Source organism: Olsenella sp. AGMB03486 (assembly GCF_040884255.1).
Classification (GTDB): domain Bacteria; phylum Actinomycetota; class Coriobacteriia; order Coriobacteriales; family Atopobiaceae; genus Olsenella_L; species Olsenella_L kribbiana.
On sequence record NZ_JBEVTM010000014.1, the window covers coordinates 1 to 19,599 of the forward strand.

16 protein-coding genes and 3 tRNA genes are annotated in these 19,599 nt (G+C 60.7%); 8 read left to right on the plus strand and 11 right to left on the minus strand.

The features are described 5' to 3' along the window. A partial coding sequence (locus tag ABVS03_RS07785; protein ID WP_368018666.1) for a formate/nitrite transporter family protein occupies positions 1–755 on the minus strand: 755 nt, incomplete at its 3' end. Between the two features lie 383 nt (positions 756–1,138). Between ABVS03_RS07785 and ABVS03_RS07790 the strand changes: the two genes are divergently transcribed. Continuing rightward, positions 1,139–1,215: transfer RNA gene (locus tag ABVS03_RS07790), tRNA-Arg, on the plus strand. A gap of 40 nt (positions 1,216–1,255) precedes the next feature. On the opposite strand, the gene ABVS03_RS07795 is transcribed toward ABVS03_RS07790, so the two are convergent. Then, positions 1,256–1,663 (minus strand): hypothetical protein, encoded by a 408-nt coding sequence (locus tag ABVS03_RS07795; protein ID WP_368018667.1) that lies wholly within the window; start codon positions 1,661–1,663, stop codon positions 1,256–1,258. Between the two features lie 130 nt (positions 1,664–1,793). Beyond that, entirely contained in the window at positions 1,794–3,080 is a 1,287-nt protein-coding gene (gene serS / locus ABVS03_RS07800) for a serine--tRNA ligase (RefSeq protein ID WP_368018668.1), read from the minus strand. Between the two features lie 128 nt (positions 3,081–3,208). On the opposite strand from serS, the gene ABVS03_RS07805 reads away from it, so the two are divergent. After that, positions 3,209–3,403: a DUF6724 family protein gene (locus ABVS03_RS07805; protein ID WP_330972734.1), complete on the plus strand. Its 195-nt coding sequence runs from the start codon at positions 3,209–3,211 to the stop codon at positions 3,401–3,403. Between the two features lie 160 nt (positions 3,404–3,563). Here the strand turns inward: ABVS03_RS07805 and ABVS03_RS07810 are convergent. Continuing rightward, positions 3,564–3,650 (minus strand) — tRNA-Leu (locus ABVS03_RS07810). 159 nt (positions 3,651–3,809) lie between these two features. On the opposite strand from ABVS03_RS07810, the gene ABVS03_RS07815 reads away from it, so the two are divergent. From ABVS03_RS07815 to pknB, 6 genes are all read left to right on the plus strand, one after another. Then, positions 3,810–5,585 carry a serine/threonine-protein kinase gene (locus tag ABVS03_RS07815; RefSeq protein WP_368018669.1) on the plus strand — a complete coding sequence of 592 codons (1,776 nt, stop codon included), beginning with the start codon at positions 3,810–3,812 and terminating at the stop codon, positions 5,583–5,585. Between the two features lie 6 nt (positions 5,586–5,591). Continuing rightward, complete coding sequence (locus ABVS03_RS07820; RefSeq protein WP_368018670.1) at positions 5,592–6,767, plus strand: FhaA domain-containing protein; 1,176 nt, start codon at positions 5,592–5,594, stop codon at positions 6,765–6,767. Beyond that, entirely contained in the window at positions 6,768–7,181 is a 414-nt protein-coding gene (locus ABVS03_RS07825) for an FHA domain-containing protein (RefSeq protein ID WP_330972787.1), read from the plus strand. Beyond that, positions 7,178–8,506 carry a Stp1/IreP family PP2C-type Ser/Thr phosphatase gene (locus ABVS03_RS07830; protein WP_368018671.1) on the plus strand — a complete coding sequence of 443 codons (1,329 nt, stop codon included), beginning with the start codon at positions 7,178–7,180 and terminating at the stop codon, positions 8,504–8,506. Before ABVS03_RS07825 ends, ABVS03_RS07830 begins: the two co-directional genes overlap by 4 nt. 2 nt (positions 8,507–8,508) lie before the next feature. Further along, entirely contained in the window at positions 8,509–11,376 is a 2,868-nt protein-coding gene (locus tag ABVS03_RS07835) for an FtsW/RodA/SpoVE family cell cycle protein (RefSeq protein WP_368018672.1), read from the plus strand. A 146-nt stretch (positions 11,377–11,522) separates the two neighbouring features. Next, on the plus strand, positions 11,523–13,442 hold the full coding sequence (pknB, locus tag ABVS03_RS07840; RefSeq protein ID WP_368018673.1) for a Stk1 family PASTA domain-containing Ser/Thr kinase: 1,920 nt from the start codon (positions 11,523–11,525) through the stop codon (positions 13,440–13,442). Between the two features lie 529 nt (positions 13,443–13,971). Here the strand turns inward: pknB and ABVS03_RS07845 are convergent. The 7 genes from ABVS03_RS07845 to ABVS03_RS07875 form a co-directional block, all read right to left on the minus strand. Further along, positions 13,972–14,047, minus strand: a tRNA-Arg gene (locus tag ABVS03_RS07845). Positions 14,048–14,100: 53 nt separating this feature from the next. Beyond that, positions 14,101–14,781 carry a hypothetical protein gene (locus ABVS03_RS07850; protein WP_368018674.1) on the minus strand — a complete coding sequence of 227 codons (681 nt, stop codon included), beginning with the start codon at positions 14,779–14,781 and terminating at the stop codon, positions 14,101–14,103. Beyond that, positions 14,781–15,665, minus strand: coding sequence for a phosphoribosylaminoimidazolesuccinocarboxamide synthase (locus ABVS03_RS07855; RefSeq protein WP_368018675.1), 885 nt, complete (start codon positions 15,663–15,665; stop codon positions 14,781–14,783). The genes ABVS03_RS07850 and ABVS03_RS07855 overlap by 1 nt, the downstream gene beginning before the upstream one ends. Before the next feature lie 96 nt (positions 15,666–15,761). Next, positions 15,762–17,237, minus strand: coding sequence for a sensor histidine kinase (locus tag ABVS03_RS07860; RefSeq protein WP_368018676.1), 1,476 nt, complete (start codon positions 17,235–17,237; stop codon positions 15,762–15,764). Between the two features lie 70 nt (positions 17,238–17,307). Then, positions 17,308–18,030 (minus strand): response regulator, encoded by a 723-nt coding sequence (locus ABVS03_RS07865; protein WP_368018677.1) that lies wholly within the window; start codon positions 18,028–18,030, stop codon positions 17,308–17,310. An 82-nt stretch (positions 18,031–18,112) separates the two neighbouring features. Next, positions 18,113–19,324 carry a Tat pathway signal protein gene (locus tag ABVS03_RS07870; RefSeq protein WP_330972779.1) on the minus strand — a complete coding sequence of 404 codons (1,212 nt, stop codon included), beginning with the start codon at positions 19,322–19,324 and terminating at the stop codon, positions 18,113–18,115. 2 nt (positions 19,325–19,326) lie between these two features. Continuing rightward, complete coding sequence (locus tag ABVS03_RS07875) at positions 19,327–19,599, minus strand: TIGR03905 family TSCPD domain-containing protein (RefSeq protein ID WP_330972778.1); 273 nt, start codon at positions 19,597–19,599, stop codon at positions 19,327–19,329.

Below are 19,599 nucleotides of genomic sequence, written 5' to 3' on the forward strand. Positions count from 1 at the left end.
ATCTTCTGGCCCAGGAAGTAGGGCACCGCCACGAAGCAGATGCCGCCGACCATGTTGCCCAAGGTCACGGTGATCAGGTTGTAGAAGTAGCCAACAAGAGACACCGCCTGGCCGGCAGGATCGAGGAGCGCCACCGTGAGCTGCGTCATGTTGGCAACAGAGTGCTCGAAGCCGCAGGTGATGAAGGCAAAGAGGCACCAGAAGACCATGATGAGCTTCGCGGCATCGTTCGTGGTCCTGAAGGAGCACCACACTGCCAGGCAGACGAGGATATTGCAGAGGATGCCACGTATGAAGAGCGGGACGAAGGCGGCACTCATCTTGCCGGCAGCAGCCGTCGAGAGGAAGGTGGAGGTCGCCTCGCCGTTGAGCCCCGAGAAGTGGAAGAGAAGCGCCAGGACCGCCGCTCCCGCGAGGTTTCCAAGCCAGCAGACGATCCAGACCTTCGCGGCATCTGCCAGCGTGACCGTCTTCTTCATGATGCCGAGGCTCATGACCATGGTGTTGCCGGTGAAGAGCTCGGAGCCGGCGATAACGACCAGGGAGAGGGCGATGCCAAAGGAGACGCCCATGACGGTCTTGGTGGCAGGAGAACCGGCAAGCTGTCCGCCGATCACGTTGATGAGGATATTGCCGAATCCGATGTAGGCACCTGCCAGCATCGAGAGGACGAAATAGCCAATCGGATTCTTCGAGAGCATCGCTCTCTTTCCTGCTGCCGCCTTGGAAGCGGCGGTCACCTCTGCTGCATACATGCGCGGCTCCTGTCTGATCGTCGTTTTTTGAGACACGGTACGAACAATCTATCATGAGATGCGTTGCCCTGATGTCACGAAGCCCGCAGATGCTTGGAGCCTTATATCGCTTTGGAGCCCAGGACGGCAGCAGATGCCTATATCCAGGGCCAACAGGAGACCATCAGGCAGGCAGCAAACCCCTGTCACAGAATGTGCACATATCGGATCTGCCAGAATCCGTACATGCAGCAGCCTCATGAAATCCCAGAAATATGCCCTTCAACAGGCATGATGCAGCTGCTGCACCTGCAGAGGCTTTGCCTTCAGCGGGTGCAGCAGAACTTTTTTCCTCATCGCCCTTGACTCAGGAGGGCTTCCGGGGCATTATATCTACTTGCTTCGCGGCGTTACCTCAGCTGGATAGAGGAACTGACTACGAATCAGTCTGTCATAGGTTCGAATCCTATACGCCGCACCAGCGAATGTTCAGAGCCCCTCTTGAGGGGCTCTTTTCATATCTACGCACGCCTATAGGCGTCTTCCCCGTCCGAGGTCCTGAAGACAGCGCATGCTGGCCCGAATGCCCTGAAGTCGTAGGCGATATCATTCCTGTCGAGATAGTCCATGAGGTCCGCAAGCACACGGTAGGGCGCAATCTCGAAGAAGCGTTCCACGGCAGAAGGCAGCCCTTCCCCATCCGTGCCGAAGGCATCTGCTGCTGCCTCGATGAAGAGGGGCTTTATGAGCATCTGCTGCACATGGTAGGGCTCGCCGAAGACGGAGCGCGTGAGCGGCCCTGCCGTCCTCTCCTGGATCCAGAGTCCATCTGCATCTCTCCAGAGGCCCACCTCGCGATGCTCGCCATCTGTCTCCCGTACGAACAGGGTCTGTGCCTTCATCTCGTCTGTCATCGAAACCTCCTCCACGCGTTTTTCCTTCCAGATCTCATGATACGCCTAACAGGAGGATGAATAGAACAGATGTTCTAAGATTTTCCGAAAAGAGAGGGAGCCCTGAGGCTCCCTCTCTCCCAGCTCATATGTATCTGATGCGCCCTTATGCGAGAGGCTTGATGACCTCCATGTCGCGCATGTAGGGGCGGAGCACCTCAGGCACCGTGATGGAGCCGTCGGCGTTCTGGTAGTTCTCCATGATGGCTGCCATCGTGCGGCCCACAGCGAGGCCAGAGCCATTGAGCGTATGGACAAGGCGCGTGCCCTTGAACTCGGACGGGTCGCGGTACTTGATGTTGGCGCGGCGTGCCTGGAAGTCCCAGCAGTTCGAGCAGGAGGAGATCTCCTTGTAGTTGTTGTAGCTCGGCAGCCACACCTCGAGGTCGTAGCACTTCGTGGCAGAGAAGCCGATGTCGCCCGTGCAGAGCGTGACCACATGGTACGGAAGGCCGAGGAGCTGCAGGCACCTCTCTGCCTCTGCAACCATGCTCTCGAGCTGGTTCATGGAGTCCTCAGGCTTTGCGAACTTCACCATCTCAACCTTGTCGAACTCGTGGACACGGATGATGCCACGCGTATCGCGGCCGGCAGAGCCTGCCTCCTCGCGGAAGCACGGCGTAAAGGCCGTATACCACAGCGGCAGGTCGGCACCGTCGAGCACCTCGTCGCGGTGGATGTTCGTGAGCATGACCTCAGCGGTCGGAATCAGGTACATGCCGCCGCTCACGTGGTAGAGGTCCTCGTCGAACTTCGGGAGCTGGCCCGTGCCGAAGAGCGAATCATAGTTCGTGATGACAGGCGGCCACCACTCCTTGAAGCCGGCCTTCACGTGGGTATCGATGAAGAAGTTGATGAGGGCGCGCTCCATGAGGGCACCGGCGCCACCAAGAAGGTAGAAGCGCGTGCCTGCGAGCTTGATGCCACGGTCGAAGTCGATCATGCCCGTGGACGGGCCAAGATCCCAGTGGGCCTTCGGCTCGAAGTCGAACTTCGTCGGCTCGCCCCAGCGGCGCACCTCAGGGTTGTCGGAGTCGTCGACACCGTACGGCACGGACTCGTGCGGGATGTTCGGGATGGCAGCAACGAGGTCGAAGAGATCCTTCTCGACCTGGGTCCTGCGGTCGTTGAGGTCAGCGATGCGCTGCTTGTTGGCAGCGACCTCAGCCTTTGCAGCCTCAGCCTCGTCGCGCTTGCCCTCGCGCATGAGCTCGCCGATCTTCTTCGAGACGGCATTGCGGCCTGCCTGCAGCTTCTCGACTTCGGCAATGACGGAACGGCGCTCCTCATCGAGCTCGAAGAAGCGCTCACGGTCCCAGTGGGCGTTCTGGCGCGACGCGCAGGACTTGTCCACCACATCTGGATTCTCTCTGACGAACTTGATGTCAAGCATCGACTGCTCTCCTTATCTCGGCCGGCCCTGGATTCATCTGGGCCCATCCGAGCTCGGCATGACCAACAATGGCCTCAAGTATATACTTGAGTGAGACTGCCGCGCATCCTGCTAAGAAAGGCGCAACAATGATAGTGGATTTCTTCATGTGGCTCTTCACGACACGCACGGGCGTGCTGTGCCTCGTCGTAGGCGGAATACTCCTGTTCCTTCTCATCGCATTCATCCTCGAGCGCAAGACGAGGAAGCAGTACTACAACCACAAGAAGTCGGACGATGACTGGGATCTGTTCGACGACGATGAAGAGGACAAGGACAAGTAGGATTTCTGTCTTCTGCATGGACGGTGATGCAAGGGCTGCTCTGCAGCCCTTTTTCTTTCTTCAGGACCGTTCGTCCCGGATCTGTACCGGCGAAATCCTCGCCAAGACAAGAAGAAAGCATCCCTGCAGCTTCTGCCACAGGGACGCTCTTTCGATTCGATGGTGCGGGCGAAAGGACTTGAACCTTCATGAGGGAACCCTCATACGGACCTGAACCGTACGCGTCTGCCAATTCCGCCACGCCCGCGTGCTGTGCAATAATACATCCAAGCAGGCAGACGATGCAAGACGGAAGTTCATCTGTTTTTTATGGAGGGGAGCGTCTGCACCCCTTTCCGCGCCGGGGCTTCCGCTCTATATTCGCCTCCACACGGTATCAATGCACTCGAAACGAAAAGGTAGAGCCGTGCCGCTGACAGATCAGACACCCGAGCCCCCTGAGGGGACTTCTGCATACGCCCAGCCAAAGCCTGAGCCAGCGCTGCTTCTGGGCCGCTACCGCATTGTCGAGCAGTGCGGCACGGGCGGCTTCGGCCGCGTGCTTGTCTGCTGGGATACGCGCCTGCAGCGCCGCGTTGCCATCAAGGTCATCCCCTTGCGCATGGGAGTCGACGAGGCAAGCGCCGAGACGACGATGAAGGAAGCGCTTGCCGAGGCACGCACTTCGAGCCTGCTTGCACATCCGAACATCGTGACCGTCTATGACTTCGAAAGCGACGACCACTACGCCTATCTTGTCATGGAATACGTCGACGGCCTCAATCTCGCACAGCTCCTGAAGCGTGTCGAGGGAGGGACCCTCACCTACGAGGAGTGCGCGCATCTCCTCCAGTCCGTTGCCTCGGCTCTCGAGTTTGCCCACGAGAACGGGGTCCTGCACCTCGATATCAAGCCTTCGAACATCATGATCGACAGAAGAGGCCAAGTGAAGCTTGCAGACTTCGGCATGTCCACACTTGCCTCTGCTGCAGGCTGGGGAGGCGCCCGTGGCGGCACCGTCGGCTTCATGCCGCCCGAACAGATCCAGGGCATGCTCGTGGACGAGAGGACCGATATCTTCTCTCTCGGTGTCGTCATCTGGCTTGCGCTCTGCGGCGAGAACCCGTTTCAGGCAGCCACCCCCGAAGAGTCGCTCAAGAAGATCTTCCGCGGAGCTGCCCCGTCGCTCACCGAGAACCATCTCGAGCTCGACCAGAACATAGAGCTTGTGCTTGAACGCACGCTCGAGCCCGACCCCACAAACCGCCTTGCCTCGGCAGAGCTCCTCTCGAAGAGGCTCGTGCCGCTCCTCGGCAGCCCGAAGGAAGGGCAGGAGTCGCTTGCCGCCCTGGTCCAGCAGGCAGAGGACGGCACCGAAGACGAAGAGACCTGGACCGAGCGCTACGTCGAGAAGACGCCCGCACGCGAGCGCTTCCCCTGGCTCGAAGGGGCGCTTGTGCGCACAGTGACAGCCCTCCTCGCAGGGGCGGTCCTCTGGCGCATCCTCCCCTGGGTCGTGCCCGCAGATACCGGCACGCTCGTGCTGCTGGCGCTAGCCGGGGCAGGAGCTGGAGCCGTATGGCCGCCTTTAGGGAGCCTCGCTGTGCTTGGCGCCTTCGTCCTGGCGCTTGCAGAGGCTGGCACAGGCGGGCTTCCCATGCTGGCGGCGCTTGGCACTGCTGCTATCGGCTTTGCGTGGTGGTGGGCAGCAGGCAGGAAGCAGAAGCTCGCAGGCGCCTCGCTCCTTCTGGCTCCCGCCTTGGGAATCGGCTTCGGCTCTTCGGCCCTTGCAGGCTTTGCGCTGTCGCCTGGTGCAGCAGCCATAACGGCAGCGCTTGCAGGCCTCTTCGAGCGCTTCCTTCTTGCCGCCATCGCCACAGGCTTTGCGCCGGAGGCGCTGCTTTCCCGTGCTGGCGCCTGGCTGGCGCTCCCCTCGTCCTGGATCCTTGTCTTCAGCTGGGGCGCAGCCGCTTCAGCCGCGAGCCTTTGTGCAAAGAGCGGAAGGCGGGGCCTTGAGATCTTCGGGCAGTGCCTCTGTGCTGGGCTTCTCGTTTTCTTTCAGGCTCTCTCTGTGCGGGTGGAGAATAGCGGCATATGGGCTGCTCCGGATATGACTGCCATCCTCATTGCGATATTCTTGAGTGTTGTTATGTGCATAATTTCGGTCCTCATGGGGCCTGAAGCATATGGGCCAGAAGGGTAGCAAGCCATGAACTTCCTAAACATCTTTGAAGAGCGTGTGAGCGCGATTTTCGATGCCACTCCTCAGGGCTATACGGCCCCCTTCTCCTTCAAGAAGCTCGCGAAGCATGCAGCCCGCGAGATGGAAGACGAGACGTTCCTCATCAATGGCGCGAACACCGCTCCTGCCCTCTATACGATCCTCGTATCCTCCGATGATGATGCGGTCATGCGTCCGCTCTATGCGAACCTGACCGAGGAGATCTCCCAGTTCATCGAGGGCCAGGCAAACAAGAAGGGCTATGTCTTCGTCGGCAAGCCCCTTGTCCGCTTCATGGTCGACCCCTCCCTCAAGAGCGGCAAGTTCTCCGTCTTCGCCGAGAACGTCGATGCCCGCACGCTCATGCGCCTGCGCGAGGAGGAGTCTGCCTTCATCGGCGGCATCGCACGTGTCGGCGGCGCCCATCCTGCCCCCATCGCAGAGGCGCCTCAGGCATCGGTTGCCCAGGGCGCTTCCCAGGCAGACCGCAGGAAGGCCGTGAAGAGCAGGCCACGCATGGCAACACCGCTTGCAACGCCGGCATCTGCCATCTCCCCTGACGATTCCTCGATGCAGGGCCTCGACGTGATGCCCGTCTCCTCCGATCTCGACCTTTCCGCCTCTGCTGCTCCTGTCCCCATCATGCAGGAGCCGTTCCCCGAGGCAAGGCGCATTCCGCCCCAGATGCCCGCATCTGCTGCACACGTCGCTGCTCCCGCACCGCGCAGGGCAGCATCTGCTGCAGCGGCAAGCGCTGCAGCCGCAGCCCCTGCTGTGGATGAGCCGAAGACGATGCTCCGTCCGCAGGTCGCCGCAACGCCGCTCGTGAATGCCCGCGCCGCAGCTCCTGTCACGGTGCAGCCGCCTGCACCGACGCAGCCGAGCTGTACCCTCATCGACACCCAGAGCGGCAGGACCTATACCGCCTATGCACCTGAGTGCCCGATCGGCCGCGAGCGCAACTCCGGCGGCATCGTCCTCAGGGACCCGAATGTCTCTCGCCACCACGCCCGCCTCACGTATGACGGAAGGCAGTGGCACATCACCGATCTCAACTCGACAAACGGCACGCTCGTGAACGATATGGATATCCAGACGTGCGCGCTCCATACCGGCGATGTCATAACCATCGGCCTTGTGAATCTCACGTTCAGGGAGGGCTAGATGATCGACCTCATCCTGTTCTTCGGGCGCATCCTGCTGGTGGTGCTTCTGTACCTGTTCCTGTTCGCAGCCATGCGCTCGGGCATCGGCCTCGTGCGCGGCCAGCGCACCGACGCAGCCATCTGGAGCGTCGACGTGGAGAAGGGCGCCAAGAGCCTGCGCGGCCTTTCCGTCGATATCCTGGGACCGGTCGTCGTCGGCCGCTCCCCTTCCTCCGATATTGTGATCGACGAGCCCTTCGTCTCCTCCACGCATGCCCGCTTCTCCCTCCAGGGACCGGCACTCGTGCTCGAGGACCTTGGCTCGACGAACGGCACCCTCGTCAATGGCAAGCTCATAGACCAGCCGGTCACCCTGCGCGACGGGGATGAGGTGCAGATCGGCGATACAATTCTCAAGGTCGGACGTCGATGAGGCTTCCTTTCTCGAAAAAGCAGCAGGCAGAAACCGGCGAGGAGCGCAGACCCGAGCCAGCACCTGCACCAGGACATGAGTCTTTGCCTGTCAAGGACAGGATGGATGCCGATGTGGTCACAGGCCACAGCGCTCATCTCTCCTGGGGCTCCCGCTCCGATGTGGGCCTTGTCCGCGGCCACAACGAGGATTCCTTCCTCGTGCAGGACCCGGTCTTTGCCGTCTGCGACGGCGTCGGCGGCCATGCCGCAGGCGAGGTCGCCTCGGCCATAGCAGTCCGCACGATCTCGCAGCTTGCCCCCGATACCGCAGACGATGCACGCCTCGGCGCTGCCATCGAGGAGGCAAACTCTGCCATCATCTCTGCTGCCCAGTCGGGACAGGGCAGGGACGGCATGGGCTGCACGGCTTCCGCTGTCGTGATCGACGGCAGCCGCATGGCCGTGGCGCATGTCGGCGACTCCCGTGTCTATCTCCTGAGCGGCGGCGTCCTTGTGCGCATCACGCACGACCACAGCTATGTAGAGGAGCTTGTCGATGCCGGAGAGATCACGGCAGACGAGGCAAGGGTCCATCCTTCCCGCTCCATCATCACACGTGCCCTCGGCTCGGACCCGGACATGTATGCAGACCACTTCACGCTCGATGTCCATGCGGGAGACCGCATCATCATCTGCTCCGATGGCCTCTCATCCATGGTGCCCGATGCCAAGATCGAATCTGTTGCCATCTCCTGCGCAACGCCGCAGGCAGCAGCCGACACCCTTGTCTCTGCAGCCCTCGAAGGCGGTGGCCACGACAACGTCACGGTCATCGTTGTCGACGTGGAGGATGACGGGACAGCGGCACGCCATGCCAAGATCAGGAAGCGCCAGGCGCTCGTCTGGGTCATCGTGCTTGCCATCCTCTTCGGCCTTGGCGCCTTCATCGGCGTGAACATCGTCGACTCTTCGTGGTATCTCGGCAACAACGGCGGGACTGTCGGCATCTACCAGGGCATCGATGCCCAGATACTGAACGTGCCGCTGTCGCATCTCGTCGAGACGACCTCGGTCGAGGTCGATGACCTCCCCCAGGCTGTCCAGTCCCAGCTTGCCCAGGGCGGCATTCGCATGGAGTCCGAGGAGCAGGCCCTCTCTGCCGTTAATTCCTACCACGAGCAGATCGACGCAGAGAAGACAAGCGCTGCAGCCGTCGCCTCCGACGTGAAGTCCTCGACGACCGACACAACGCAGGAGAGCACGTCTGCTGACACGAACGCATCCCAGGACACATCCACGACAGACACGGCACAGAGCAGCACACAGGAAGGGCAGGGTGAGTAGCCATGGCATACCAGAGGAGCAAACAGGGCGGCAGCCGCCGCACGACCGAGCTGCTTCTTCTCATCGCAGCTGCGATACCGGTCACCCTCATCTATGCGATGTATGTCATGAACACGGGAACCGAGCTCACGGCAAGCTCGCTCTCCATCCCCATCGGCCTCTTCGCTGCCTTTGCCGTCGCTCATATCGCTGTGAGGAAGCTCGCTCCAGGCGCAGACCCGGTGATCCTGCCGATGGTCTTCCTGCTTTCGGGCATAGGCATAACGTTCGTGCAGCGCTTGGCGCCTGATGCAGCGACAGGACAGGTCGTCTGGCTCTTCCTCTCCGTCATCGCCATGATCTTGGTCCTCTTCTTCGTGAAGAGCATCGACGATCTGGCCCAATACAAGTTCACCTTCGGCATCGCAGGCGTCGTCCTGCTGCTCCTGCCCATGGTCATCGGCACGGAGCACTATGGATCCAAGCTCTGGATTGAATTCGGTGGCTTCTCGTTCCAGCCGGGCGAGATCACAAAGGTCCTGCTTGTCATCTTCCTTGCCTGCTACCTGGCAGAGAACAGGGAGCTTCTCTCCGCCTCCACGCGCAAGCTCGGACCTCTGGCCCTCCCCCAGCCAAGGATGCTTGCCCCGGTCTTTGCGATGTGGGGACTCAGCCTTCTTGTCGTCATCTTCGAGCGCGACCTCGGCAGCGCCCTTCTCTTCTTCGTGATCTTTGTCGTCATGCTCTATGTGGCGACAGGACGCCTCTCCTTCGTCCTCATCTCGTTCGTGCTGCTCGCAATCGGCGCGGTCTTCTGCTACCACTTCTTCGACCATGTCCAGGTCCGTGTCGCCATCTGGCTCGACCCCTGGTCGGATGCGCAGGGCACGGGCTACCAGATCGTGCAGTCGCTCTACTCGCTTGCTGACGGCGGCCTGGTGGGCACCGGAATCGGCCGCGGTCTTGCCGACTACGTGCCTATCGTCGAGTCCGACTTCATCTTCTCTGCCATCGGCGAGGAGATGGGCCTGCTTGGTGCTTCCGCCATCCTCATCGCCTTCATGCTCCTTGCAGTCCGCGGCTATGCCACGGCAGCACGTGCAAAGTCCGATGTCGCAGGATTCATGGCAGTCGGCCTTACGACAGCCATCTCGTTCCAGGCATTCCTGATCGTCGCAGGCGTCACGAAGTTCCTGCCCATGACGGGCGTGACGCTGCCGTTCATGAGCCAGGGCGGCTCTTCCCTCCTCTCCAGCTTCATCGCTGTCGGCCTTCTTCTCAAGTGCGGCGACGAGGCGACAGGACGCGAGCAGGAGATGACATCGCTCACGACGTCCCAGACGCCTGTCGTCGACGGCAATGCAGCACATGCCTCTGCCGTCGTGCAGGGCAGCCATGCCCGTGGCCGCTTCAAGCTCCAGACGGCTGAGTCGGGCGTCCTCGGACGTGTTGCCCTCGGCAAGCGCCTCACAGCGCTCATCACGGTCTTCACGCTCCTCTTTGCCGCGCTCATCGGCAACCTCACCTATATCCAGGTCGTCAAGGCAGAGACCATCCAGTCGATGCCTTCGAACAACCACACGATCGCAAAGAGCTCGCACGTGCAGCGCGGAGCGATCATGACAAGCGACGGCGTGACCTTGGCCGAAAGCATTCAGCAGTCCGACGGCACCTATGTACGCACCTATCCGAACGGCAACCTTGCAATCCACACGGTCGGCTACCTCTCGACGCAGTATGGCTCGACCGGCATCGAATCCTCGATGAACGAGACGCTCACAGGCCACAAGGACTACTCGACCTGGCAGTCTGCCCTCTACTCCCTGGCAGGCGTCTCGCAGGCAGGGTCCTCGGTCGTCCTTACCATCAACTCGCAGATGCAGGAGATCTGCGAGGAGGCACTTGACGGCTGGACCGGCGCAGTCGTGCTCCTCGATCCTTCGACCGGCAAGGTCCTGGCATCAGCCTCCTCCCCGACCTATACCTACGACGAGGTCGGCGACCAGCTGAGCTCTGGCGGAAGCGCCCTCGTGAACCGCGCGACGAACTCGCTCTATGCACCAGGCTCGACCTTCAAGGTCGTGACGCTCTCGGCTGCGCTCGATACGGGCGCCTATTCGCTCACCGACATGATCGATGCTGAGTCCTCGATCGATATCGGCGGCGCGGCGGTCACGAACATCAACAACAACAATTACGGCACGATCACGCTGAAGCGCGCTCTGTCGATGTCTTCGAACGTTGCCTTCGGCCAGGTCGGCGCCAAGGTCGGCTCTGCGAACCTCGTGAGCTATGCGAACGCCTTCGGCTACGGCACGCAGATCGGCCAGGACTTCTATACCGTCGCCTCCCTCATGCCCGATCCGAGCGAGATGACGGAATGGGAGACGGCATGGGCAGCCTGCGGCCAGCCCGTCGGCGAGCATGCAAGCCCGGCAGGACCCCAGACCACGGTCATGCAGAACGCTGTCGTCGCAGCCACCATCGCTAACGGCGGCGTCGCGATGAACCCCTACATCGTCGATCACGTCCTCTCTCCTGAGGGCGTCACCACCACGACGACCCAGCCGCGCTCGCTCGGCCAGCCCATCTCCTCTACAACGGCATCCGAAGTCGCAGAAGCGATGCTCGGCGTCGTGGATGACGGCTACACCGCAGCAGGTGCCCGCGTCTCCGGCGTCAAGGTTGCCGGCAAGACCGGCACGGCCGAGGTCGGCGGCAATGTCTACAATTCGCTCTTCATCGGCTTTGCTCCCTACGACTCTCCGACGCTGGCAATCTCCATCTGCCTCGAAGGAGACGGCTCGAACATCGAGGGCTCTGCGGCCAAGATGGCAGGTTCCATCATCAGGCAGTGCCTCCAGGTCCAGGCAGAAGGGAGCGCATCATGAGGAAGCTGGCCGGTGCCTTCCCCCGATGCTTCCGGGGCCGAGGCACGATAACCGGGAGCCTTTCCCGATCCGGTCCGCAGGAAGAGGCGCATCTTCCTGCATCCAGCACTGACAGAATCACCGCTCGAAGCATTTAGGGGTCATATATGGCAAACAGAGTTCTCGGTGGCCGCTATGCGGTCCAAGACAAGATCGGCACAGGCGGAATGGCGACAGTGTACCGCGGCCTTGACCAGGTCCTCGGCCGTACTGTCGCTATCAAGACCATGCTGCCCCAGTACGCAGCAGACCCGTCGTTTGCTGCCCGCTTCAAGCAGGAGGCACAGGCAGCGGCAGCGCTCCAGAGCCCCTATATCGTCTCGGTCTATGACTGGGGCAAGGATGGGGACACCTATTACATCATCATGGAGTACCTGCGCGGCACGGACCTGAAGAACGGCATCAGGAAGCACGGAGCGCTGGACTGCCGCAAGGTCGCACAGATCGGCTCCCAGATTGCCCAGGCGCTCTCCGTCGCCCACAAGCACGACATCATCCACCGCGACATCAAGCCGCAGAACATCATGGTCCAGCCTGATGGCAACATCAAGGTCATGGACTTCGGCATCGCCCGCGCCAAGAACAGCCATCTCACGACCGACAACTCGGTTCTGGGAACGGCCCACTATGTTTCTCCCGAACAGACGCAGGGCAAGGAGCTCGGGCCTACCTCCGACCTCTATTCCCTTGGCATCGTCATGTACGAGGCAGCAACAGGACGTGTCCCCTTCGACGGCGATGACGCAATCTCTGTCGCTATCAAGCAGGTGAAGGAGCAGCCGATTCCGCCCAGCCAGATCAATCCGAACGTCGATCCTGCCCTTGAGGCCATCATCCTGAAGTGCATGCAGAAGGATCCGAAGGACCGTTTCCAGACAGCAGACGAGCTCTTCCACACGCTCAGGGACTACCTCGCAGGCAGGCTTGGCGCTGTCTCCGAGGCAACCTCTGTCATCGGCGGCACCCAGACGAGGAACATGGGCAGGAACAACGCCGGCAGGACCCAGCAGATGGGCCGTGCCGTCGCTCCGATCTCTGCTGTCCCTGGCGGCACGGCCCGCTTCCGCCAGCAGTCTGCAAGGGCCGAAGCCGCAGAGCAGGAGAAGAAGCGCTCGAAGCACAAGCGCAATGTCGCTATCGGCATCATTGTCGCAATCCTCGCTGTGGCAATCGCTGCCTATGCGGCCGTCACCTATCTCGGCAGCCAGACCATGCAGACGAAGGATGTCCCGAACCTTGTCGGACTCACGGAAAGCGAAGCCCGCTCCTCCATCGACAAGTACGACGGCTTCTTCACGATATCTGTCACCTATGACTACTCCGACTCCGTCGAAGAGGGCAAGGTCATCGACCAGGATCCCGATGCAGGGAGGAGCGCCTCTGAAGGCACGACCATCACAGTCCATGTCTCGAAGGGCTCGGAGCCTGCTGCAACCGTTGAGGTGCCCGACCTCTCGAACTGCACACCGAAGGAAGCAAGCGCCAAATGCTCTGCCCTTGGTCTTGTAGCCCAGGCAGGCGACTCTGTCTACTCGAGCTCTGTCGATGTGGGCCACGTCGCATCCCAGGACAAGGCAGCAGGCTCTACCGCCAAGGCAGGCGACACGATCGTCTACCACCTCTCCCTCGGACCTCAGACCATCACCGTTCCCAATGTCGTGGGCGAGACCGAGGCTGACGCCGTGGAGGCGCTTGAGTCTGCAGGCTTCACGGTCGTCCGTACGACCTCCGAATACTCGAGCACGGTCGCTGCCGGCTCTGTCATCCGCCAGTACCCGACTTCCGGCTCCCTCGAGAAGGGCTCGAGCGTCCAGATTACGCTCTCCCTCGGACCCAAGCCGACCACGACCGACAGCACATCGCCCTCCAGCTCCTCGAGCAACTCTTCCAACAGCTCGAGCAGCAACAACAGCTCGAACAGCTCTTCGAACTCGGGCAACTCCGGATCGAATTCCTCGAACTCCGGCACGAGCTCGAACAGCTCCCATACGAGCGATTCCACACACAGCAGCGGAACGGACGAATAGCTCAGCTCACATGCTTGCTGCAGAGGCGGGCTCCTCAGGGAGCCCGCCTCTTTCTTGCGCCGAAATTGGATTCCTCGCAAGTGCTTTGAGCAGCGCGCCATCGCCGGTATCCTGGGTGTGAGATGCTCCGTCTTCTCTCCCCTGCTGGAGCAGATTCATAGAACAGGTTACTTGAATCTGGTGACGCAGGTTCAGATCCGACATGAGCCTCCTGCCTCGGGATTGCGAGAAGTTCCAGAAAGCCTCTGAAGCTGCAGGCCGCCGAGTCATTCTCTTGGGATGGGCACACGAATGCAATGGCTGCCACTTCGTACGCCGGTCTCTTTGGCAGTCTTGAGATGCGCTGCCCCGGCAAGGCAATGCAAGGATCATTCCCATTGAGGCACTGATTCAGCGACAGATCCGATGGAAGCTCTGATGGCCCCAGCGATAGCGACTTGCTGACATCCCCCTGGCATCGCTGCGCTCTGTCTTCCGACACAAAAAAAGAACCCGTACCTGCGTTTGTGCAGATACGGGCTTTATGTGCTGGTGCCCCCAGTAGGATTCGAACCTACGCCACCAGGTTTAGGAAACCTGTGCTCTATCCCCTGAGCTATGAGGGCCTATCGCAGATAGCTATTCTATACCAAACAGCCGCTGCTGTGTGGCGAGAGCCTTACTTCTCTTCCTTCTTCTTGCGGAAGCGGTCGAAGAAGGATGGCTTGTCGGCAACCTCCTGATAGCTCTGCTCGATGATTGCGTTGAGCTGCTTCTCCTTGAGGCTGCGTACACGGTCGTTGTACATGTTGCGCACCTTGTGGAGGCGGGCCCAGTCCATAATGAACCCGCCGATGACGCCGATGTAGGCGACGACGAGCATCACGATTGCCATGACGCCCCAGAACGACGTGAGGTCCGTCTGGGAGTCAGGGACAGCGATGGCAATGACCCAGGAGAGGGCAGTGCAGACAAGGCCTGCCACGATCATGCCCATCGAGATGCCATGCCACTTCTGGTAAGTCGGGTCCTTCTTGAGGAGGGCCTGTGCTGCCATGGTGCGCCTGTCCTCGGCGTCGCGCTCCTTCTGGCGCTGGGCACGCTTCTCTTCCTTTGTCATTTCGGATCTTGGCTTGGACGTACCCGAAGCCTTCTTGACCTTGCCGGAAGACGTGACGACACGCACGCCTGCCGCTGCCTCGCGGGCAGGCTTGGCCCTCGTCACAGACTTCTTCTCGAAGCCCGTGGACTTGGGCTCCTCCTGGGCATCCTGCTCTATGGTCTCTTCGCTCTTCTTGTACGCATCGCGGTTCTCGTTCAGCTCTTCGCGGGCGCCGTTCAGGGTATCACGGAATGACATTAGGCTTCCTTCATGGGAACAAATGGCTTGCCACAGATGAGTTCGAAGGCTTCCTGGTAGCGCTTCGAGGTGCCCTCGATGACCTCGGCGGGAAGCTCGGGCGGCTCGCCCTGCATATCCCAGTTGGCACGCAGCCAGTCGCGGGCATACTGCTTGTCGTAGCTCGGCTGGACGTGGCCCTCGGAGTAGCCCTCTGCAGGCCAGAAGCGGCTGGAATCCGGCGTCAGGCACTCGTCGATGAGGGTAAGCTCGCCGTCGATGAAGCCGAACTCGAACTTCGTATCGGCAATGATGATGCCGCGGGTCAGGGCATACTCTGCTGCTGCCTTGTAGATGGAAAGGGAGGCATCGCGGAGCTGCGTTGCCACATCCTCGCCGACGATCTCTGCGCAGCGCTCGAACGAGATGTTCTCGTCGTGGTCGCCGAGAGCCGCCTTCGTGGATGGCGTGAAGATCGGCTCAGGGAGCTTCGATGCCTCGGCAAGGCCCTCCGGAAGCTTGATGCCGCAGACCGTGCGGTCCTGGTCATACGTCTTCTTGCCGGAGCCGGTGAGATAGCCGCGGACGATGCACTCGATGGGGATGGTCTTGGCCTTCTTCACGAGCATGGAGCGGCCCATGAGGTAGTCCTTGTAGGGTGCGAACTGCTCAGGCAGATCTGCAGGATCCGTCGAAATCATGTGGTTCGGCATGAGGTCCTTGAAGCGATTGAACCAGAATGCCGAGATGCGGGTCAGAATCTCGCCCTTGTAGGGAATCTCGTTCGGCAAGATGAAGTCGAAGCAGCTGATACGGTCGCTTGCCACCATAAGGAGCGTATCGCCACAGTCGTAGATGTCACGTACCTTGCCGTGCGAATCAGGACGCAGTTGAATCTCTGCCATTGCCTGCCTCATTTCATCGGATTGCTGACAGATTGAGTATAGCCAACGAAGTGTACCGGCTGCATTGCGCAAAGCTCATTCCTTAGAGCGTGCGCATTACTGCTTCTGCTCCCCCTTCTGTGCCTTGGGAAGCGTGCGGGTGCGATGAAGCGGAATCCTCAGCGTGAATGTCGTGCCCTTGCCGAGCTCGGACTCCACGGTGATCGTGCCGTTATGGCGATCGATGATCTCCTTCGTGACAGCGAGGCCGACACCCAGGCCGCCTGACTCCATCTCGCGGCTCGCATCGGAGCGCCAGAAGCGGCTGAAAGTACGGGGAAGGTCTTCCTTTGCGATGCCGATGCCGGTATCGGAGACGGAGATCAAGGCATCTGCGTGGTCCTGCGTGATTGCGACAAGCACCCAGCCGCCGGAGGGCGTATAGCGCATCGCGTTCGACATGAGGTTCACGACTGCCTGGCGGATGAGGTCGGGGTCCACGTCTGCGATGAGGGTCTGGCTCGGGGTCTCGTCTGCAAAGCGCAGCTGCAGCCCCTTATCATCGAAGAGCTGCTCCTGGGACGTCACGAGGCTCTTCACGAGCCAGACAAGATCGGTCTCCTCCGGTCTGAACGGGGTCTTGCCGTTCTCGAGCCTCGAAAGCTGGAGCATGGCGCCAACGAGGCGCGAAAGGCGCCTGACCTCTGCTGCCACGACCTCGAGGTGCTCCGCGTCCGTCGGATAGACACCGTCCTGCATGGCCTCGACCGTCGCCTGCATTGCCATGAGCGGCGTCCTCAGCTCATGGGCCACATCGCTCGTAAGCCTGCGTTCGTGCTTGATATCCTTCTCGAGCGAGGTGGCCATATCGTCGAAGGTCTCGCCAAGCTGTCCCAGCTCATCCGAGCCCTTGAGGCCGGTACGCGCCGAGAGGTCGCCGTTCCTGATCTGGCGCGCGGTCGCCGTGATCGTGCCGATTGGCGCTGCCAGCTTCCTCGAGATGATGAAGCCGATAATCGATGCCAGGATGACCGCGATGATGGCGGCAGCAAGAATGGCCATGTACGAGTTCGTGCGGAATGTTGCATCGGCCTGCGTGAGGAGGGCATCCGATCCGAAGGCCCAGAGGCGCACCGTACCCACGATCTCCCCATCAGTGAGGGTGATGTCGGAGGAGACAATCGAGTCGGTGCCGGAAGGCACGTTCTTTCCCGCATCGATATCCTTGCCATGGACCCACGTATCGTCGTAGATTGTCGTGCCCTTGGCATTCTGGACCTGGACCGCGATATCGGACGAGGTGTTCGATGCCATCGCTGCATAGTCAAGGACCTCAGGCGTCCAGCCGCCCGCTTCCTCATACTTCGAGGCAAGCGTCGAGGCAGTGGCCTGTGCGAGGCTCTGCATGTTCTGGCGCGTGTAGGTATTGAACTGGTCTTCCCAGACAACTGCCAGCACGAGCAGGAACACGACTGCTGTCATGACCGAGGTCGCCGCAAAGGCGATAGTCATCTTCTTTGTATAGCTGGCCTTCGGCTTCTCGTGCGGGCGGATCGTGTTCCAGGAAGCCTTGCTTTCATTAGCAGAAGACACGCCCCCCTCCTGGGAGGCGTGCCTGTCAGATCTGCCTATCTCGAATCTTGCTCGTGGCACCTATGCGCTCCTATGCCTTCTTCTCTTCCTTGTCCATGGCAGGCGCTTCGAAGCGGTAGCCGACACCGTGGACGGTGTAGAGCCAGCGCGGGTTGCGCGGATCGTCGCCGAGCTTTGCACGGAGGTTCTTCACATGGGAGTCGATCGTGCGCTCATAGCCCTCGAAGTCATAGCCGAGGACCTTCTCGACGAGCTCCATGCGCGTATAGACACGTCCCGGATAGCGAGCAAGCGTCGTCAGGAGCTTGAACTCGGAAGCCGTGAGATCGACTTCCTTGCCCTCGACGAGCACCTTGTGGCCGGAGATATCGATAACAAGGTCGCCGAAGTCGAGCACCTCGAGCTGGCTCTCCACCTCGGTGTGGGCACGGCGCAGAAGCGCGCGGACGCGGGCAACAAGCTCGCGCGGAGAGAACGGCTTGATCAGGTAATCGTCGGCACCGAGCTCGAGGCCGATGATGCGGTCCTCGACCTCGCCCTTTGCGGTCAGCATGATGATGGGGACATTCGAGGTCTCACGTATTGCGCGGCAGACGCGCTCGCCCGAAAGCTTCGGAAGCATGAGGTCCAGGATGATGAGATCGAAGGAATGCTTCTCGAACTCCTCGACTGCGCTCTGGCCATCGCCGACACCACGCACGATATAATTCTCGCGCTCAAGATATGCAGCCACTGCATCGCGGATTGCCTTGTCGTCCTCGACCAGCAGAATCTTCTTCTCGTCTGAAGCCATATCGGCCCCCCTATAAGACATGAGAGCAAACTTTCATACACTCTACATTCTACCCTACCGTGCACAGATTGTGCGTCAAGCCTTACAAATTGAAGGTCCTGACGGTCACAGCTGAGGGGTAGCCGGTCGATGCATCCTTCACGGTGGCAAAGGTCACGAAGGTGTCACAGGCGCCCATGCGTGCCGGATATTCGCCGTAGTCAAGCGAGCGGTCGACCGCAGAGATCACGCGGTAGGACTCGTTTGCTGTATCGATCACATAGTAGGAGGCGCGGACCTTCACGATGTAGGTGTCATCCTTGCCGGAAGAGACGCAGAAGGGCTCGCGTCCGACAGACAGGAACGGTCCATCCCCGTGTCCTACATAGGTGCCCATGGAGGCAAGAAGGCCGCCTGTGCTGTAGTTGGCCTCGATCGAGAAGACGAACTCGTCTCCGATACGGGTGGCACACATCGGCTTTACCGACTGGGGCAGCACAAGCTGGTCTGTGACCGTGCCCATATCATCGGACAGGGAGTAGGCAGTGATGCCGTAATAGGTGCCAGAAGAGGCGTTGACGCGCGGCGCGAGGATTGCGTTGCCATCAGATATGGAGATGTCGCAGCCGAAGCGGCCAGATGACTCGATGACCGCCTTTGCGCTCGAATCTCCGGTCTTCCAGAGATAGCAGTGCGAGCTTTCCTTCGTGCTCGAGCCTGAGGTGGAAGGCTGGACCTGCCAGATGACCTTGGAGCCAGAGACTGCCAAGGCAGGCGGATCCCAGTTGGAGTCTGCCTCCCACAGAAGCGACGCAGTGCCTGTCACGGCACCATCCGAGAAGGCCTGGCCATAGAGCTTCCAGGACCTGTTGAGGATATTGATCTCGACCCACGCATAGGCAGAGTCAGAGCAGCGTGCGTCATAGATCTCCATGTTGGAGTCAGAGCTTATGGGCTGCGCGATGACAGTCTTGAGCGTGCCGGAGGATGTATCGAGTGCAGAGCCGGTGATCAGAGGAGATGCCTTGGCACCTGCTGCCGTGACAGGGATCCAGGTGCCCTCTGCCGGATGCAGCACGCAGCCCAAAGGCAGCGACCAGGTCGAGGCGGCGTCGACCGTGCTCTCATCGTAGGTGTACTCCTCGAGCACATCGGTGCCCGAGGAATCATCCACGACGACAGAAGAGGACGCCGCATCGGTAGAGTTCGAGCTCTTGCAGCCATAGAGCATGTCGACGGCTACCGCCGTGGCAGCCGTTGCTGCCGTGCCCTTGAGAAGGGCACGGCGCGAGAAGATGTGGTGGGTGCGGGCCATCCTTACGCTTCCTGCTGTGCTGCAGCTTCCGCCTGCTTCAGGGCCTTCGAGAGCTGGTCTGCGCAGGATGTCGGACGGGGTCCGCAGGTATTGCCAGCGAGGACCTCTGCAATCTCGTCTGCAGACTTGCCCTGTACCAGGCGGCCGATAGCCTTGAGGTTGCCATTGCAGCCACCCTCGAAGCTGACGTTCTCGATCGTCTTTCCGTCGTCAGCAAGATCGATATGGATGGCACGGGAGCAGACGCCCCGGGGCCTGAAATCATAGTGGAACAT

Excerpts from the sequence above, each read along its gene's own strand:
- pknB (WP_368018673.1), top strand. The coding sequence starts at position 11,523 with ATGGCAAACAGAGTTCTCGGTGGCCGCTATGCGGTCCAAGACAAGATC.
- ABVS03_RS07865 (WP_368018677.1), bottom strand. The coding sequence starts at position 18,030 with ATGGCTTCAGACGAGAAGAAGATTCTGCTGGTCGAGGACGACAAGGCA.
- ABVS03_RS07820 (WP_368018670.1), top strand. The coding sequence starts at position 5,592 with ATGAACTTCCTAAACATCTTTGAAGAGCGTGTGAGCGCGATTTTCGAT.
- ABVS03_RS07855 (WP_368018675.1), bottom strand. The coding sequence starts at position 15,665 with ATGGCAGAGATTCAACTGCGTCCTGATTCGCACGGCAAGGTACGTGAC.
- ABVS03_RS07875 (WP_330972778.1), bottom strand. The coding sequence starts at position 19,599 with ATGTTCCACTATGATTTCAGGCCCCGGGGCGTCTGCTCCCGTGCCATC.
- ABVS03_RS07835 (WP_368018672.1), top strand. The coding sequence starts at position 8,509 with ATGGCATACCAGAGGAGCAAACAGGGCGGCAGCCGCCGCACGACCGAG.
- ABVS03_RS07870 (WP_330972779.1), bottom strand. The coding sequence starts at position 19,324 with ATGGCCCGCACCCACCACATCTTCTCGCGCCGTGCCCTTCTCAAGGGC.
- serS (WP_368018668.1), bottom strand. The coding sequence starts at position 3,080 with ATGCTTGACATCAAGTTCGTCAGAGAGAATCCAGATGTGGTGGACAAG.
- ABVS03_RS07825 (WP_330972787.1), top strand. The coding sequence starts at position 6,768 with ATGATCGACCTCATCCTGTTCTTCGGGCGCATCCTGCTGGTGGTGCTT.
- ABVS03_RS07805 (WP_330972734.1), top strand. The coding sequence starts at position 3,209 with ATGATAGTGGATTTCTTCATGTGGCTCTTCACGACACGCACGGGCGTG.
- ABVS03_RS07850 (WP_368018674.1), bottom strand. The coding sequence starts at position 14,781 with ATGTCATTCCGTGATACCCTGAACGGCGCCCGCGAAGAGCTGAACGAG.
- ABVS03_RS07830 (WP_368018671.1), top strand. The coding sequence starts at position 7,178 with ATGAGGCTTCCTTTCTCGAAAAAGCAGCAGGCAGAAACCGGCGAGGAG.